Source organism: Dyadobacter sp. HNCC25DJ184 (assembly GCF_056895215.1).
On the sequence record NZ_JBXHAQ010000009.1, the window covers coordinates 175341 to 194357 of the forward strand.

At 43.4% G+C, this 19017-nt stretch carries 13 protein-coding genes; 6 read left to right on the top strand and 7 right to left on the bottom strand.

The features are described 5' to 3' along the window. Positions 1-55: 55 nt before the first annotated feature. The 6 genes from AC1XUD_RS15390 to AC1XUD_RS15415 all read right to left on the bottom strand — a co-directional run bounded on the left by AC1XUD_RS15390 (position 56) and on the right by AC1XUD_RS15415 (position 11700). Positions 56-1426 carry a glucoamylase family protein gene (locus AC1XUD_RS15390; RefSeq protein ID WP_483361912.1) on the bottom strand — a complete coding sequence of 457 codons (1371 nt, stop codon included), beginning with the start codon at positions 1424-1426 and terminating at the stop codon, positions 56-58. Between the two features lie 143 nt (positions 1427-1569). Beyond that, complete coding sequence (locus tag AC1XUD_RS15395; RefSeq protein ID WP_483361913.1) at positions 1570-3237, bottom strand: glucoamylase family protein; 1668 nt, start codon at positions 3235-3237, stop codon at positions 1570-1572. Next, positions 3237-4076, bottom strand: a complete 840-nt coding sequence (locus tag AC1XUD_RS15400; protein WP_483361914.1) for a LamG domain-containing protein — start codon at positions 4074-4076, stop codon at positions 3237-3239. Before AC1XUD_RS15400 ends, AC1XUD_RS15395 begins: the two co-directional genes overlap by 1 nt. A 24-nt stretch (positions 4077-4100) precedes the next feature. Beyond that, positions 4101-5591, bottom strand: coding sequence for a RagB/SusD family nutrient uptake outer membrane protein (locus AC1XUD_RS15405; protein WP_483361915.1), 1491 nt, complete (start codon positions 5589-5591; stop codon positions 4101-4103). Between the two features lie 19 nt (positions 5592-5610). After that, entirely contained in the window at positions 5611-8640 is a 3030-nt protein-coding gene (locus tag AC1XUD_RS15410) for a SusC/RagA family TonB-linked outer membrane protein (RefSeq protein WP_483361916.1), read from the bottom strand. A 165-nt stretch (positions 8641-8805) separates the two neighbouring features. Next, positions 8806-11700, bottom strand: coding sequence for a triple tyrosine motif-containing protein (locus AC1XUD_RS15415; RefSeq protein ID WP_483361917.1), 2895 nt, complete (start codon positions 11698-11700; stop codon positions 8806-8808). A 74-nt stretch (positions 11701-11774) separates the two neighbouring features. On the opposite strand from AC1XUD_RS15415, the gene AC1XUD_RS15420 reads away from it, so the two are divergent. Continuing rightward, entirely contained in the window at positions 11775-13133 is a 1359-nt protein-coding gene (locus tag AC1XUD_RS15420) for a hypothetical protein (protein ID WP_483361918.1), read from the top strand. Between the two features lie 96 nt (positions 13134-13229). Here the strand turns inward: AC1XUD_RS15420 and mdh are convergent, their stop codons facing one another. Then, positions 13230-14156 (bottom strand): malate dehydrogenase, encoded by a 927-nt coding sequence (gene mdh / locus AC1XUD_RS15425; protein WP_483361919.1) that lies wholly within the window; start codon positions 14154-14156, stop codon positions 13230-13232. Between the two features lie 186 nt (positions 14157-14342). Between mdh and AC1XUD_RS15430 the strand changes: the two genes are divergently transcribed. From AC1XUD_RS15430 to ruvA, 5 genes are all read left to right on the top strand, one after another. Then, positions 14343-14774 (top strand): YkvA family protein, encoded by a 432-nt coding sequence (locus tag AC1XUD_RS15430; protein ID WP_483361920.1) that lies wholly within the window; start codon positions 14343-14345, stop codon positions 14772-14774. Between the two features lie 69 nt (positions 14775-14843). Beyond that, entirely contained in the window at positions 14844-15044 is a 201-nt protein-coding gene (locus AC1XUD_RS15435) for a Sec-independent protein translocase subunit TatA/TatB (protein WP_483361921.1), read from the top strand. A 95-nt stretch (positions 15045-15139) separates the two neighbouring features. Next, complete coding sequence (gatA, locus tag AC1XUD_RS15440) at positions 15140-16585, top strand: Asp-tRNA(Asn)/Glu-tRNA(Gln) amidotransferase subunit GatA (protein ID WP_483361922.1); 1446 nt, start codon at positions 15140-15142, stop codon at positions 16583-16585. Between the two features lie 229 nt (positions 16586-16814). Next, positions 16815-18338 carry a lytic transglycosylase domain-containing protein gene (locus tag AC1XUD_RS15445; protein ID WP_483361923.1) on the top strand — a complete coding sequence of 508 codons (1524 nt, stop codon included), beginning with the start codon at positions 16815-16817 and terminating at the stop codon, positions 18336-18338. Between the two features lie 36 nt (positions 18339-18374). Further along, on the top strand, positions 18375-18965 hold the full coding sequence (ruvA, locus tag AC1XUD_RS15450; protein ID WP_483361924.1) for a Holliday junction branch migration protein RuvA: 591 nt from the start codon (positions 18375-18377) through the stop codon (positions 18963-18965). The last annotated feature ends 52 nt before the right edge of the window (positions 18966-19017 follow it).

The window sequence follows — 19017 nt, forward strand, 5'->3', positions numbered from 1 at the left end:
GGGTAAAAGCCCACACTCATTACCAACAATAAGCCCAATCACGTGCATCTAAAAGCTAATAGCTTTTCTTATCGGTTTCGAAACCAAGCTTTTTAAGCCCGGCCTGCACTTCAGGGTCTTTCATGAAGTACTTCCATAACAGTCCGGTTCGGTAGTTTTCAATCATCACGATGATAGGTCCCTGATCGATCGCCAGATGGGAGTCAGCATACCAGTTTTTGGTTTCGTTAAATGCATCGACAAAACCATACTCACTCCAGATCTTATCACCCAGATCATAATAAAAATGCCTCAAAGCTTTCATCGATTCTTTGGCGGTATATGGGAAAGATGAAAGTGCGGCAGTAGGAGTAATGGTTCCAAAGTCATTCGTCGGCGAATGGGCATTGTATCCGTCATACGTATCACTGGCGGTAAGCCCCCATGAGTTTTCACCATATCCTTTAAATTTTTTAGGGTTTTCAACACAGTACTTATAGTTAATTAAGGTATGGTTGGTGTTTTGTTCCCAGTAATTGGCATATTGATCCCGAAGACCTCGTGGATCCAGCCCCACAAATGAATAGTGGGCGAAAAATAGCGGTCCGCCATATTCAAAGCCTAATGGAAGGGTTATCCCGTAATATTGATGTCCATTTTTGAAATGTGAACTCTCCGTCCAACACTTTTCGTACGTCTGTTTTGTAATAGGGTATCGGGGTGATGAAGCACCTAATATATAGGTGATTAAAGTTTCATTATAACCCCTCAGTTCAAAATTCATCGCCCAGCCGTTGTTCGGACTCCAGTGCCAGAAGAGTTGATCGGGGTTTCCTCTCGTATACCAATCCCATTCGATCTCATTCCAAAGCCATGTAATGCGGGCACGAAGCGAATTTTCAACACTATTATCCTTGTCAAAATATTGTCGCGCCGTTAATAATCCTTGAAAGAGAAACGCGGATTCAACCAAATCACCGCCGTCATCTTTGCGTCCGAATGGAATGATTTTACCAGTGGCTCCATTAAGCCAGTGAGGAAAAGCGCCGTGGTAATTATCGGCTTTCGATAAAAATTTTACTGTTTTAAGCAATCGGGCAGCTACTGAATCACGAGGGTACCAGCCGCGTTCGGCAGCGACGATCATGGCCATGATACCAAACCCGCTACCTCCGGTTGTTACTACTTCATCTCCATAGTCAAAACTTTTATTGCTTCGCTCGCGAGCCAAACCACTTACTGGGTGAGCAAAATCCCAGAAGTATCTGAAAGTTTGTTTTTGCACGAGTTCCAATAACGCAGTATCAGAAAGGTTTTTAGGCCGATTGGCAGGATTGAAAACTACAGGTTTTGCCGGCGATTTGTCTTTTTTCTGTGCAAAAATGGGATGTGTTATAAGCAGCAGTGAAAAAAGTGCGGTATAGATGTAAAGAAATAGTTTTTTCATTAAATAAAAGTTTTCGCCACTCACCGTTTTTCGGTTTGTTGCAGGTTTAGGACTAGACGCATACTTGCATTGGATGGTTATTTGCGCCGTATAGTTGCCAGTTTATTTTTTGAGCATTGATAATCCAGGAATTTCCTGAAGACTCAGAGGCCGGGGCCAGAAAAGGCAAGTTTTTTTAAGCCCGTTTTCAGTTCCGGAGCACTCATCATGAGGTTCCATATCAATCCTGTTCTGTAATTTTCGATCATCACGATAATCGGACCCTGGTCGATGGCTAGATAGGAATCGGCAAACCAAAGTTTGTCAAGACTACATGCGTCGTAAAAGCCATATTGTCCCCAGAGTTGATCTCCCAGTTTATAGTAGAAGAAATGAAGCGCCTTCATAGATTCCTGGGGAGTGTATGGAAAAGCCGATAAAGCAGCCGTCGGCGTGATTACACCCAGGTCATTCGTTGGAGAGCTGGCGCTATATCCTCCGGGAATATCGCTGGCTGTCAACCCCCAGAAGCTGTCACTATATCCACGATATTTCAGCGGATTGGTTTTGCAATAGGTATAGTTGATCAGCGTATGGTTTTTATTTTGGGTAAAATAATTGGCATATGCATCAGACAAGCCGGTTGGGTTCAGACCTAAAAAAGAATATTGAGAGAAAAATAGCGGACCTCCATAGTTCTCTCCCAACGGAAGCGTGTAACCGTAATAAGTCTTGCCATTCCTAAAATTATCTTGTCCAGTCCATCCATTGGTATAAGTAACTTTGTCAATTGAATGAGTAGGAGAGGACGCCGCGAGCACATAAGTGATCAGACATTCGTTCCAGCCTCGGATCGGTAGGTTCATATCCCAGTTATATTCCGGGCTCCAATGCCAGTAAAGTACGTTCTCATTGTTTTTCCGAAACCAATCCCATTCCACGTTTTGCCAGAGTTGATTAATATCGTTTCTCAATTTTGTTTCGGCTGCGTCTGGGCCATCGAAATATTGCCGTGCCGTAAGCAAGCCAGCCATGAGGTAGGACGTTTCAACCAAGTCAGCTCCATTATCTTTTTGACTAAAAGGAACAACCTTTCCTGTACCGCCATCGAGCCAATGCGGTAAAGCACCATGAAACTTGTCAGCCTTTTCCGTCAGAAAAGTCACGATTTTTTGTGTTCTTTCTAATCCTTCTTGTCGGGATATGAATTTTCTTTCCACGGCAATCGGGATGGTCATTATTCCAAAACCACTTCCTCCTGAGGTAACTGTGTTTCCTGAAGTATTCCGTTCGCGCGCGAGTCCACTCACAGGGTGACCAAAATCCCAGAAATATTTAAATGTCTGTTTTTGAACCAGGGTAAGCAGTTCTTCGTCGGATACACGCGGAAATTTGTCGGTCGAGTCAAGCGCAGTGGTGAGTTTGACTGTGAGCTCGCTTTGCAACTTGCCGCCTGACTTTGATTTTAAATTGGTCGACACCGAAACTACATATTTGGTCAGTGCTTTAAGGTCTTGTTCTGGTTGGATAATAACGGTGCTGTCGCTGTCCTCAAAAAATGAAAGCCATGGCACAGCATCTCCGGTTTGGGTTCGGAACGATATGTTCTCCGTGGCAGACTGCTTGTCTAACGGGGCACTAAAGCTGATCCTTATTTCCGGTTTGGCAGATACGTCTTCATATTCAAACCCATCGAATGCGCTATCCACCTCCAAATTTGCAAAAGCAAAGGAAGCTGGTTTCTCAATTGGTGGCTCGGGATTCCCGTCTTTCTGACAGGAAATCCCAAACCATACAATATTGAGTAAGATGAAAATTTTCCTACAATTCATTACTTTCCGCGCGCTTCCAGCTTCACCAGCGCGTCAACGTCAGCATCTGAAAGAGCTATATCGTAAATTCTGACTTCGTCTAGTGATCCGGTTAGAAAACTCGCCCAACTTTGCGCATCAGCTGCAACTGTCTGGCTGGGATCGGTTTGGAACTGGGCAGTTCCAAAAACCATTTTCCCCGAATTTTTCCAGTTGATATTTCCAAAATCTTTAACCGCATTGGTGTAAGTTTTAGAACCGTTTACATATAGGTTGAATGTTGAAGTCGTCCCATCGTAGCTTACAGTAATATGATTCCAGGAGTCGAACAGATTGATCAGACCGTCTTTTGAAACCCAGGCATCCAATGAATCATTCTGAACGTGCGCCCTGAATTTCCCATTTTCGTTGGTTCCGCCATTCTCAAAAAACGTCTCCATATTTCCCCAGAAATTCTTGGTGTTCGAGAGTGTAACCAATCCGATAATCCCGCCCGAAGCGGTGGTTGACTGGCTGTTAACCCAATAAGTCATCGTGAAACTTTTCAAACCCAGGATTTTCGGCGTAGGAGTAAAAAGGACATACGCATTTGTGGCCCCTTTCAAAGCCTGGCCTTTTATCCCACCGGCAAATGTAGTCCCGGTATTTTCTCCGTTCGTTTTAGATACTGTCTCTGCATATGATCCATCAAATGGGAAATATGCGATCAGATTCGAAGGTGCGATATCTGCGGAAGAGGTATATCCGCCAATTGAGACATCGGGCGCGTAACTTTCCGGGTCGAACTTCTCGTAACAGGAATACAATCCTGTAGACAATATGCCGGACGCTATGATATATAAGATTTTACTTTTAGACATCGTATTAGAATGTTATGATGAAAATTAATAACCAGGATTTTGGACAAGCAGTCCCGCGCTGATATCGATCTCATTCTGAGGGATCGGCCACACTTCATTCTTGCTTGCTTTCCAGCCATTTGGTCCAAAAATCTCGGCGCCTCTTCCCTGGCGGATCACATCAAAGTAACGGTCAAACTCCATGGCCAGCTCTACCTGACGTTCATGCCATATGGCAGTTCTTAACGCAGCTTTATCGGTTACAGTAACTTTCGGCAGGATCGTTTTGTCGGCTCCTCTCGCACGGGCCCTTACCAACTCCAGTGAAGCAAGTGCCTGAGCAGAGTTGCCTAGTTCATTCGCAGCTTCTGCGTTCATCAGCAACACTTCTGCATACCTGATTATTCTTACATTCTGCTGTGAGCCTTCGTTATATCCACTTGCAAATAATCTGAATGGCACATACGACTTTTGATTGTACAAAGGATTGTCGCCCACGGCGGGAATTGCATCGCCATCTGGCGTAGTTTCGCCTCTAAAAATAATAGTTGCGTCTCTTCTCGGATCGCCTTTTTCAAATGCGTCTGCCAATTGTTGAGTGGGTACATTGAAGCCCCATCCGCCGCCAATTACGCCTCTTACGCCTTGAACCTGAGAGTATTGTGAGTTGGATGCGTCCGCGTTTCCAAGAATCAGTTCATTCTGTATTTCAAAAATGGATTCGGTCGAATTCTCATTTTCTACACGGAAAAGCGCTTCAAAATCCGGAAACAGGGAGTATGTTCCCAAGGCCATTACCTGGTTAGTTAAATCGAAAACTTGTTGCCAGTTAGCTTGATACATTGCTATTTTGGCATGAAGTGAAAGAGCAGCACCTTTCGTAACCCTCCCAACATCGGCTGATCCGTACGAAGTAGGCAATACAGTTTCGGCTTCAGCCAGGTCCGACTCAATTGCCTGATAAACTTCCGCTTTTGGAGTTCTTGGCAGGTTATATTCTGTGGTACCAGTAGGTAAATGTAGCCGAAGTGGCACGTCTCCAAAAGCTCTCACCAGCCTGAAGTAAGAGTAGCCACGAATGAATTTCGCCTCTGCAAGATATCTGGCTTTCAGATTGCCGTCCATATCTATTGCTGGGAGGTTGTCTATTACTTGATTGGCATAGTTGATGTTCTGGTATTGCCCGGTCCAAAAACCAGATAGCTGCCCATCACTGGATCCTACTGTGAAATCGTCATAATTATTAAAAAACGTGGCATCGGAGGCTGTGCTTCCCTTTTCTGTTTCGTCTGAACCAACGCTTTCTAATGCGATTGGCGCAAACGCCGTATTGTTCCAGCCCCGTAGGTTTGCATACATCGCATTGACTGCTTTTGTCGCATCTTCCTCATTTTGCCAAAAAACGGCACCCGCCACCTGCCCTTGCGGGTCGGTTTTTAGAAAACTATTGTCACAGGCAGAGGGAAGGATCAGCATACCAACTAACCCTGAGTATAATCCCGCTTGTCTGAATATATATATTAAGTCCTTTTTCATGATCTTTTTTTGAGTTATATCAGAATGTAACATTGATACCAAAGTTGTAAGTCGCCGAAAGCGGATAAACGTCGGCATCTATTCCGGCTCTGGTAGGTTTGTTTTCGTTAGCTCTTACCTCAGGCGATAACCCTTTGTATTTGAAGAAATTAAGAGGATTTTGCGTATTCACATATAATCTCAGTTTCTTCAATTTCAACTTCTCTGTGAGGGTTGTCGGGAAGGTATACCCAAGCTGCGCGTTTCTTACTCTGAAGTAACTTCCGCTCTGAACATAGAAAGAGTTTGGCAGGTAGTTACTTCCACCTCCAATATTGGCAGATGGATAGGTATTTGAGGTTCCCTCCCCATGCCAGCGATTGTCAAAGTAATCTTTGGTAAAGTTTTCATTTCCATATCGCCATCCCAGATTTGCATTATAAACGTCAACTTTTGCAACGCCCTGGAAATCAAGCATAAGGTCGAACGCTTTATAATTTGCGCTCATATTGATACCATATGTAAACTTTGGATTTGGATTGCCTATCACTACCCGATCGAGGCCAGTTATCGCTCCATCCGGACTGCCATCGGTTCCGCTCAGATCCCGGTATTTAAAGTCACCCGGCTTTGCACTTGGTTGTGCCGATTTGTTTACTTCATCCTGATTTTGGAAAATCCCGTCTACGATATATCCGTAGAAAGAACCGATGGGATCGCCAACGCGGGTACGTGTCGCCTGTGCACCGCCGGTAAGTCCCAAACCTCCGTCGTAGATAGGGTTAGCGCCTGTAGATACCGACAAAACTTTGTTATTGTTGACTGCACCGTTGACTCCGATAGAATAGCTAAAATCGGAATTGATATCATCACGCCAGTTCAATGCAAACTCCACCCCTTTATTTTGGAAGTCGGCCTGGTTGCCAATAATACTTCCGGATGCGGTTCCGATTGAGGCTAACACCGGGATATCGAAGATAGCTCTCTCTGTCTTTTTAATATAATAATCCAATTCAACAGAAAGCCGTGACTTCAGGAAAGCTGCCTCAATTCCGACATCGGTACCAACTCCTCTTTCCCAAACCGTTACAGGCGGGATGATCGAATTAATACTCGCTCCAGTGTAAAGCTGTCCACCGAAAATTGGAGATAAAGCTCCACCAGTTGCGACTGTCAGGGTCGACAGGTTAGATGGCACTGATGCATTTCCGATCTTACCCCAGCTCGCACGAAGTTTCAGGTTGTCGAATATATGCTGTGAGCCCATAAATGACTCATTGCTTATAACCCAGCCTCCGCCAATGGATGGGAAATAACCCCATGCATTGCCCCCCTGATAAAATTTCGAAGAGCCATCGGCTCTAAGGGAAGCATTTAAAAGGAAGCGGTCATTGAAAGAGTAGTTGACACGGCCAAAATAGGAAGCATATGTTGCCAAATCTCCTTTGTCCGTAACGTTGCGCCCATCGGTGTCGCCAAGTACCAGATATAAATCGCCCTCACTAGAATTAGGGACATTCAACGCGCTTGCCGTTAGTTCATACATTCTGTCTTTTTGCGCAGATTGACCCAAAAGGGCAGTGAACGAATGCTTGCCGATATCTTTTGTGTAAGTCAAAGTATTTTCGAAAATCCAGTATCGGGTTTGTGGCCTCACAAATTTCAGCGAGCTGATTGTATTCCTCTGCTTAAAGGTTGCAGTGTATTCCGGAACGTAAGTCCGTGTTTCGTCCTGCGTGTACTTTCCGCCAAAACTTGTCCTGAATGTCAATCCTTTAACGATGTTTATTTCGGCATATGCGTTAGCTGTTAACAGCGTCTTTTTCGTCACCTGGTTGTAAAAATCAACCGTTGCCTGTGGGTTGAAATTGTTACCATCACCCAAATTATAGTCAGTCGGGTCACCATATGTACCGTCAGAATAATAAACTGGAACTACGGGACCTGCGGCATATAACTGTCTGAAAATTCCACCAGCTTCGTCTTTGGAATTACTGAAAGCACCAGTAGCTGAGTACCCGATTTTCACATTCTTAAATACCTGAAAATCGTTTTGCAGACGGGCAGTATAACGTTTATAATTGTTATTTTCTACAATACCGTTTTGATCCAGATAGCCGAGCGAAAAGTTGTAAGTGGATTTTTCGCCACCACCGCTGACGGATAGCTGATGATTGGTCAAGAGCGCGTTGCGAAGTATCTGATGGTACCAGTCAGTACCTTCGCCATATTGAGAAGCATCGAGAATATCTCCTTTACCGTTGATTTGGCTCAATTCGTTGACCATTGTGGCATATTCATTTGCATTGGCCATTTTGATCTGGTTGGTAACTTTTTGATACCCAACGAATCCGTTGTAGTTTACAACCGCGTTTCCGGCTTTTCCTTTTTTAGTCGTTATCAAAACCACCCCGTTCGCAGCTCTCACACCATATATGGATTGGCTGGATGCATCTTTCAAAATATTCATCGATTCTATATCACCTGAGTTCAGGAAACTGATATCATCGAACCAAACACCGTCTACAACGTAAAGTGGGTTAGCGCTTCCGTAAGCGGTTCCTGCACCACGAATACGAATTTGAGGAGCCTCACCAGGTTTCCCTGAGTTTGTAACCTGAACCCCGGCCACTTTTCCCTGCAAGCCACTTACTGCGTTCATCGAAGACTGCTTTGAAATTTCAGCACCTTTGATCTGAATTACCGATCCGGTCACGTCAAGCTTTCTTTGAGCTCCATATCCCACTATTACTACCTCATTAAGCGCCTTCGCATCGTCCTGAAGGACTACATCAATATTGCTTTGAGTTCCAACTGTGATTTCCTGAGGGGCCATTCCGATCATGGAGTAAACCAGGATAGCACTTTGAGAGGGGACTTTTACACTATACAGTCCCTCCGCGTCGGTGGGAACTCCAGTTGTCGTTCCCTTGATTAAAACACTGACGCCGGGAAGCCCCGAACCATCAGCCGCAGTGACCTTACCGGTTACAGTGATGTCTTGCCCCACCGAAGCAAAACTCCACATCAACAGCAATCCTACAAGTGTGCTTCGTAGATAAGTTTTCATTGAATATTGATTTGTGATATAACTATTGTAAGAAATTATTGTGCCCAAATGTATCACTAATCGCTATTGCAATTCAAAAAGGGCACTACATCACCATTACATCAATGAGAATTATGCAATCATTTGTAGGATATGTAAGCGTATTTATTTCTTTTATTCAATACGCTAAATGTCCATCATATATTGAACAAGATTTGAATCTGCATCCAAACCGAGCTTTTTTCGCAGCCGGTAGCGTTTTATTTCCACACCCCGGGCTGAGATTCCCAATGCCGGTGCCATTTCTTTGGTAGATAAATTCATGCGGAGGCACGCCGCCAGTCTTAATTCAGATGGTGTTACGGAAGGGCAGGTAGAACGCAGTCTTGTGAAGAATTCGTCGTGTACTTCATTGAAGTTCTCTTCAAAAAGTACCCAGTCTTCTTTGCCGGCGACATTCTTTTCGATACTGTTCAGAAGCTTGTTATAATGGATATTTGGCAATTGCTGCCCCATCTCTTCTTTTACCTGTTTCAGCTCGTCTCTGATTTCTTCAAGTATTTCGTTCTTTCGGACCACGTTGATCGCTACGTTACTAATCTGCTGGCTCTTGTTTTTGATTTCTTTTTGGAGATTTTCATTTTTCATTTCCATGATTTTCTTCTCACTCTCGATACGTTGCTGCCTTAATTTCTCTTCCTGTTCTGCCAATAAGTTCTTTTTGTGCCTGGCCAGCCTTTTTTCCTGATAAAAAACGAGACCGGCCAGCAGAAAACAGCCTATAATGATGAAGGCAATTTTGGCGAGCAAGGTTTCATACCAATAGGGTGCGACATTGAATTCAAAAATTGTCGGCTTCTCGTTCAGCGTGTTGATGAGTTCAAACGTATAGGATCCACCTTGCAAATTTGTAAAGTCGGCAAAATTGAGTTCTGTCCATTCGGACCATTGGGAAGACAATCCCCGCAATCTGTATTTGTATTGAATATTGTTTCCATATTGTGGGGTAGAAAAAGTGATACGGATGGAACGGGCTTTATATGGAAGGGTCACATTGTTGGTTATATTGAAATCCTCCCCTGAATTCTGGAGGTTCGTGATACGTCTGATCACAGAGCCCGCCTGACTCTGATATGGTGCGTCGGTCATTTTTTTGTCCGAAAGCGCATATCCATTATCCAGGCACAGGAAATAAAAATGATCGTCCAGGCTAACGATGTTTTCATTATTCCTGACCAATGATACATTCAGAACCTGATTGAAAAAGTTAGGGTGATGGTATTCGAGCCTGTCATTAAAAACCCGGAACCAGGCCCCATTTGCACCTTCCCTGATTTTGTAAAACTCCGCCTGCACCGGAAATCGTTTGCTGGGCGTGAGATTACCATTGGTGTCTGCGTCGAAGAAGCGGTTGGCTGATCGCACATATATATTTTGTTCCAAGGAATTGATTTCTACAGAAAATTGACTGGGAAGCTCTTTCCCTGCCTCGTATTCTTTCCAGTAAAGTGCTGAATCGAGAGTAGCATTTAACCTTGTTCTGAATAGTCCTTTATATGCATGAGCAAGCCAGAATGCTCCACTTTTGTCTCTCGCCAGCTTGCGGATCGGAATAGTTGGTATGCCTTTTACGGCTCCTGAGTAAGTCCATTTTTGATTTTCTTTCTTTCGATAAGTATGCAGCCCATTATAAGAAGCCTGCAGGAGAATGGTATCAGATCCGCTTCTGGCAGGAATCAGAACCCAACCACCATTCACATTAGAAATTTTGTGGGCTCCGTTCTGATCAATTCTATAGGTACCGTCATTATGACCGCAGATGAGTTCACCTTTAGATACCGTGAGGTTCCAGGTTTGCCCTTCCAGGCCTGATATCGGAACGAATTTTTCCGCTGAATTCCACTTTTTTACGAAGACACCGTTGTTTGATCCTACGTACAGATTGCCATTCCATAGTGCAGCGGTGTAGGTGGTTCCCAGCTGATTATCTGCCGCTTGGTAGGTAAGTACCGGTGCAGACAGTTTGACCAGATCTATACCGTTGTCGAGTCCGGCCCATAGGTTATCTTCCTGATCTTTGGTAAACGAGAGCACTGTATTATTCTGTAGTCCATTTTCTTTACTGATCCGGTAAAGCAGTTTTCCCTCATGATCTGTTACGTATATCCCGTTTTTAATGGTTCCGAAAACATACAAATTTCTTTTGCTGAGATATACCGCCTTGTTAAGCACGTTTCTGGTTAATTCTTTCGATAGTGGTGTCGTCCACGGAGTAAGCTGATCCCCATCCAAAATATAAATGCCCTTTTTTGCCGTAGTGACCATTATCTTTCTGTTGTAAGGCAAAATGGAAGTTACGGTGGCTGAAGACAATTCCTGCGTTACTGACAGTTCCACAAATCTTGTGTCCTTCAACTCGTAAAGTCCTTTTCCTATAATTTGAATCAGCAGCCGATCATTGATGTAGTTCAGAAACATGAAATTGTGGTTGCCAGCCGCTCTGATCTCTACGATATGCTTTCCATCGTATCTATATATACGCGCAAAGGATTGGAAAAAGATGTATTTCGGGGTTTTTAGAATGCTCCATATCTCTTCAGTTTTCAGGCTGGCCAAGCCTTTGTTTTTACTTAGAGATATATACTTCAGTTTGCCGGTGGGTAGATTTTCCCAATATCCGAACTCGCCGTATCCACCAACATATATTCTTTTTTTTCCTTGCGGCGGGAACGATTGATGTTTCAAATCAACTGGACTTGAATTGTCGCAAAGAACGGAGCGAACAATTTGTCCATTGGGGAAAGGATATAGCTTCCAGGAAGATCCATCAAACTCAAGAAGACCGTCGGAATTGGCGGTGTATATAAAGCGGTCGGCACTTTGACTAATGCCCCAATTCTGATTATGGGCTTTATAAGTATCGAGGGAATAATTGGTGATCAACGGCGTTTCCTGACCGTATCCGTAATGGGAAAATATGACGAAAGTAAGTATACATATAATACCAACCCGTATATTTACCGTTCGGCTTAAGATAACCGATCGTGAGTAAGTATAGTTGGAGGTGTATTCAAAAGCCATTTAATAATCTTTTTTTTCCAGCTGGTAGACATGTTTTGGGCTACTGGCGCTGTTATTTATTGTAAACGAATTTTATGAGAAAAGTAATTTTTTTTATTGTTCTTTCCATATCAACTTCATGGGCTCAAATAAAGCCGTCTGATAAAAATACCCGAAATAATCTTAAATATGATTTGAATGAATCCGGTTCGCACTATATCCAGGCGACATTTTTAAATCAGGCCTGGGTGCGGTTGAATGAAAATAATCCTGGAACAACCGTTTTTGGTGATCCTCAATCCAATACATTCGATGTTGGTTTGCGCAGAACAAGGATTCAGCTTTTTGGTCAGCTGACGGACCGTGTCTTTTTTTATACACAGTTTGGTCAAAACAATTTCAACAAAGCGAGCGGTTACCCTGCCGGCAACAGAAAATTGCAATCCTTCTTTCATGATGCCGTTGCTGAATACGAAGTTCAGCGTAAAGGAACAAACTTTATCCGTTTCGGTGGAGGCCTGACCGTGATCAGTGGCCTCTCCAGATTTACGCAGCCCAGTGTTACTACGATTATGACGATGGATGTGCCCGTGTTTTTACAGGCAACTGTCGATCAAACGGATCAGTTTAGTAGAAAATTAAGCGTATACAGCCGAGGGCAGGTCGGGAAGGTCAATTATCGCGTAGTGGTTTCCGATCCTTTTCCGATCAATTCAAATGGAAGTACTCCTCCGGGTATCGGGGTCAACTCGGTTTTCGCGCAGAAGAATTTCAAAAAGCAGTTCCAGGGCATGTTGATATATAGCTTCTTTGAAACCGAAACGCTTACAACGCCGGGATATATGACGGGTACTTATTTGGGTAAAAAGAAAGTACTCAACCTTGAAGCGGGGATTATATCTCAGAAAAATGCCACATGGAGGCAGGAAGCTGGTGATACAGTTTACAATAATATGACCTTATGGTCGGTGGCTGCATATGCTGATATGCCGATTGACGCTACCAAGGGAACGGCTTTTTCCGGATATCTGGGCTATTTTCGAACGGATTATGGTAAGGGATATCTGCGTTACAATGGTGCAATGAATCCGGCAACCGGAACCAATATGCCGATCGCTGGTGCAAGCGGAACATGGGGAAACGCATTTCCAATGTTTGGAACCGGAAATGTCGTTTATGCGCAAGTTGGATATAAGTTTAGGGAAAATCTTCTGGGCAACCAGGGAACGCTGATGCCATATGCTTCTTATCAGCGCGGTGACTATGAAAGGTTAGACAAAGCCTCAGACTATTATAATATAGGACTGAACTGGCTCATTCAGGGGCATAATAGTAAAATCACGCTTAACTACGATAGCCGTACCGTTTACAAAAATAGTGCACCTGACCCGAATATCCTGACAAAGGATGGTAGAAAGGGTGGGTTTGTTATTCAATATCAGATCTTTATATAAGGAAAGTGAGAAAGTGGGGGTAAAGCGCTCTCGTTCGGGGCAAAAAAATACCCGATGATACTGAAATCATCGGGTGTTTTTTAAAGCATATCAGATTTAAAGAGTCAACGCGGCGTTCATATTGCGAACCGCTTCGGCTGATTTCTCAAAAGCAGCCTTTTCCGCATCGCTCAGGCGCAGGTTGACGATTTTCTCCCAGCCATTTTTGCCCAGAACAACCGGAACTCCCATACATATATCTTTCTGACCATATTCTCCATTCAGATAAACGCTGCAGGGAACGATTCGTTTCTGGTTGCGAACTATACTTTCTACCAGCATCATGGTGGCGGCTCCGGGAGCGTACCATGCAGATGTTCCGATTAGTTTGGTAAGTGTCGCGCCGCCAACCATTGTGTCAGCTGCGACTTTTTCAAGCTTTTCAGCAGAAAGAAAACGACTTACCGGAATGCCATTATACGTAGCAAGTCTCGTTAGCGGGATCATCGTCGTGTCGCCGTGACCACCGATCACCATTCCGTGGATATCCAGCGGTGATACGTCCATGGCCAGAGCCAGGTACGTTTTGAAACGTGCACTGTCCAGCGCGCCTCCCATACCGATCAGGCGTTTTTTTGGAATTCCGGATTCTTTGAATGCAAGGTATGTCATGGTGTCCATCGGATTGGATACCACAATTACTATGGCTTTCGGAGAGTATTTCAGGAGGTTTTCTGTAACTCCTTTTACGATACCCGCATTAATTCCTATAAGTTCTTCGCGCGTCATTCCAGGTTTGCGTGGAAGACCTGAAGTGATTACTACAACGTCTGATCCTTTGGTTTTTTCGTAATCGTTTGTTGATCCGATTGGCTTGGTATTAAAGCCGAGTAAAGCGGCAGTTTGATACATATCCAATGACTTCCCTTCGCTCACGCCTTCCTTGATGTCTAACAAGACAACCTCTTCGGCTAATTCGCGACGGATAATGTTATCAGCAGTGGTTGCGCCAACCGCTCCAGCCCCTACGACAGTAATCTTCATAAACAATCAGGTTTTAATGAAAAGAAATAGTATTCTAAATGTTGCCTTAAATTTAGAATACATAATTTGTTAAAACCACACTGAGTGAAATTTTTTATGTATAAAGTAATAGTAGGGAAGTGGCATGCAATTTTTTATGTATGTTGAAGGTTATATTGGTGTTTTTAAACTCTTTGGTATTGATCAATGGACAACGAATCGTTAATAAGTAAAATTTTAAAGTCAGTCTTTTTTAAGAAAGCGACCGGTAAGGCAGGGAAATATGCAGGAAATGCATCCAGAATGTATGGCTTGGCGCAGGACGTGTTAAGCAAGATGAACTCGACCGGGTTGAAAGATAATCTGGTAGCTGTGCAACAGAGCGTTTTACAATTGGTGAGGCTCGTAAAAGCATATGCATCGGGAGAATACAAAGGGGTGCAGTTAAAAAGTATCGTTGCGGTGATCGCAGTATTGATATATTTCGTATCTCCTATAGACTTTATTCCTGATTTTCTTCCTGTCATAGGAATTGCGGACGATATGGCGCTTATTGTATGGCTTATGAAGAGTCTCAGCGACGAAATCCAGAAATTCAGCGAGTGGGAGAAGAATGAAAAAACAATTAAAATAGGCTAAAGTCGGTCGTTTAATTTAATTTCTTAAAAAAGAATAGTTAAATTTGTAAACATAAAAAATTAAAGAGATATGGAATTTTCAGCCGTTTTAGCATTTATGGGATTAGGTGGTCAAGAGATCTTTTTGGTGGCATTGTTCGTGTTGTTGTTCTTTGGAGCAAAAAAGATTCCTGAGTTGATGCGTGGTTTGGGTCAAGGGATCAATGAATTCAAAAATGCAACAAAAGACGTAAAAGAGAGTATCGAAAAAAGCATGGACGACCAAAAATAAGGTCTGAGCTGTTTTAGGAAGGATATAGCAGAGCCGTTTAATTCAATCTTAAATGGCTCTGATTCTTTATTGATAACCCCACAAAAAAATAGATTTTGAAAGAATACCTGACGCTGACTGCCATCCAGAATGACATACGTGAAAATAATTTGACGTGTGTGGAGTTAGTGAGTCATTATCTTCAGCAAATAGAAGCAAATGCACATCTCAATGCTTTCGTAGAGGTTTACGGCGAAGAAGCACTTCAGAGAGCCGCGTTTGTAGATACCAAAATAAAGAACGGAACAGCCGGCAGGCTAGCAGGCTTGGTTATTGGCCTCAAGGATGTTTTCTCTTTCGAAGGCCATTCCGTTCACGCAGGCAGTCGAATCCTCGACTCTTATAAAGCCCCATTTACCGCCACCGCCGTTCAGCGATTATTGGACGAAGATGTGATTGTGATTGGAAGACAAAATTGCGATGAATTTGCGATGGGATCTTCCAATGAAAATTCATTTTTCGGTCCTGTTCTCAATGCATTAGATACCACAAAAGTACCCGGAGGTTCTTCCGGTGGCTCGGCAGTTGCTGTTCAGGCCGGGCTTTGCCATGCGTCGCTTGGGAGTGATACCGGTGGATCTGTGAGACAACCAGCTGCTTTTTGCGGTGTAGTTGGGACGAAACCATCATATGGTCGTATTTCAAGATGGGGACTTATTGCGTATGCGTCATCCTTTGACTGCGTTGGTCCGATCACCAAAAGTGTGGAGGATGCCGCTTTGCTTCTGGAAATTATGGCGGGTGAAGACGAATTTGACAGCACGGTTTCTGAAAAACCGGTTCCTGCATATTCTGCTTTGTTGGGAGGAGAGCAGAAAGTACGGGTCGGTTATCTTGCTGAGTCCGTCGAAAACGAAAGTATAGACCCTGCTATTCGGGAGCGTACTAAAAAGTTGCTGGATCAGCTTAAGAATGAGGGTCACACTGTGGAGGCGGTCAAAATGGAAACCCTCGATTTTTTGCTTCCCACTTACTATATCCTCACAACAGCCGAAGCAAGCTCCAATTTGTCACGATTTGATGGCGTGAGGTATGGTCATAGAAGCGAGGAAGCTGTTGATTTACAATCGTTATACAAGAAAACAAGAACCGAAGGATTCGGGGATGAAGTGCGGAAGAGGATTTTGCTCGGGACTTTTGTTTTGAGTGCAAATTACTATGATGCATACTATACCAAGGCGCAACGCGTTAGAAGTCTGGTAAGAGGCGAGACGCAAAGGTTTTTTGAGGACTATGATTTCCTTATTACGCCGGTAACACCTACTACCGCATTTTCGATTGGTGAAAAAACAGAAGATCCGTTACAGATGTATCTGGCTGATATTTTCACTGTTCACGCGAATGTTGTCGGCTGCCCTGCAATTTCAATACCCAATGGGCACGACCGTGACGGTATGCCAATAGGGATTCAAATCATGGCACCTTACTTTGAAGAAGCTAAAATGCTTTCGTTCGCTAAGTACCTACAGGTATTTACTCTTTTACATGAAGTAAATTCCTGATTTATTGGGTTTTAATATAATTTGAATAGAAATATAAAATATCATACCAGCAGAGAGAGTGATAAGGTATCGGTGTTAAATGAGTACCTAATGTGTAAAAAAGATTATTCTGATTCCAGGGAGCTTTGTGAGGTAATTGGGATTGTAAATTAAAAATGCCACGAGCATTTACTATTGGCCATTTGGAGTTTATAAAAGGAAAAGATTAACCTATATAAAACATTAATTGATGAAAATTTTAAGCAGAGCATTTTGGCTTGTTACCGTTTTGGCAGGGTTGGGGAATTTTTGCAACGCTTCTGAGCTGCAGGAACAAGTGAGTTGGGAACAAGATACGTTGGGTATCGCGGCTGCGGCTGATGAGATCAATGGAGCGAGCATGCCTGATATTGAAGTTTTTGGCTCAAGGACACCGGTAGAAGAGACGCTATTAAGATCCCGATTTGCAAAGCTTGAAAAGTCAATTCCGCTCACATATCACAAGTCTTCCCACGAATTCGTAGAATATTTCATTTATCAAAAGGCGGATTTCACTCGCCGGATGATGGAAAAAATGCCTCTGTATTTTCCATTATTTGAGAAAACACTTCAGAAATACGGCCTGCCTCAAGAGCTCAAGTATTTGTCGATGATCGAGTCCGGCTTAGAGCCAAGAGCTTTGTCTCGCGTGAGAGCTGGAGGTTTGTGGCAGTTTATGTCTGCTACCGGAAGAGAATTTGGCCTGAATCAGAATGGTTATATTGACGAGCGATTCGATCCTGTAAAGGCCACGGAAGCGGCCTGTAAATATTTAACTCAGTTATACCGGATTTTTGGCGATTGGGAACTAGCCCTTGCCTCGTATAATACAGGTCCAGGAAACGTGAAACGCGCCATGAGACGTTCTCGCGGAACTACTTTCTGGACTATTTATAACGCCTTACCCAAAGAAACCCGTTCCTATGTGCCTCAGTTCGTTGCAATGAACTATATGATGAACTATGGAAATGACCATGGTATTTTTCCCGAAAATCCCGAGTATATTATTCCAAGCGACACAATACATGTGAATGGATATGTGGATTTGGTAATGTTCTGCAAAAACAGCGGTATCGCATTTGAGGAATTAAATAAACTGAATCCGCAGATTACAAAAACAATACTTCCCGACAATACGAGAGATTTTGTTCTGAAAGTCCCAAGTGTTCAGTTTACATATCTGGTCTCTAACCGGAGCAGTATAATGGACTCGTGTACAAGGAAGTATGTGTTAGCCAAGTCCATGTTGGCGGCCGGATTGGATAGCACTGCGGTTGATTCGTTAGTTGCTACTCAGCTTTACGCAGTTCAGAACGCCGAGGAGGAGATGGATGAACCTGTGAGCCGGGTGAGGAGTAAAAAAATATCTCATACTGTGCGCCGTGGGGAAACATTATTATCGATCGCTAACAAGAATCGGGTGTCTGTTTCTGAGCTGAAAAAATGGAACCGTATGCGTAGCACCCGTATTAATAGAGGACAACGGCTGGTGATTTATAAAGATGTCAAGGAAACGGTAAGAGTAAGTGGAACCAGGGTAGCGGCAGTTTCAAAAAATGAGAGAAGTCCTTCAAGTAGCAAAAAATTGAGACTTCGTTACCATACTGTTCAGAACGGCGATACACTATGGACGATTTCCCAGCGTTATGGATTGCCATTAAGCCACTTGAAAAAGGCCAATAGAATAAGAGGCAATGAAATAAAACCTGGTCAGAAACTAATAATATCAGGCTAACGCAAGCCAGATTCTCACACATGCTGAAAAATTTATATGATTGCCTACGTTAACGGAACGGTTGTCCACAAGGATCCTGCCTATGCGATAATCGACGTAAATGGTTTAGGATATGAAATAAAAATATCTCTTCAAACGTATACTTCATTACCGGAGATTGGCGTACGTTGTAAACTTGTAACTTTCCTGAGTATTCGCGAAGATGCCCATGTGCTTTATGGATTCTGGGCTCAGGAGGAAAAAAAACTATTTCTCGATTTAGTGGGTGTCTCGGGTATTGGTCCGTCAACCGCATTGGTTATGTTATCCTCATTATCTTTTGAAGAAATAATGAAGGGCATTGCGGACGAAGATCTACGTTTGATCCAGTCGATTAAAGGAATTGGTTCCAAAACCGCTCAACGCGTAATTCTGGAACTGAAAGATAAGATGCGCAAGGAATCTTTTGTTGGAACAGGTGTCAAAGCCGACGGCTCTGGTGCTTCTCAAACCAGAAATGAGGCGCTGGCGGCATTAGTAATGCTGGGTATTCCAAAGGCAACCGCGGAAAAAAGTATAGATTTGATTATTAAAAAAGAAGGTAGAGATTTAACGGTTGAGCAACTGATAAAACTCGCGCTACGATAGGATTTACATGAATTTGTGAATTTTGATTTCTGATTTTATCACATGAAATTGT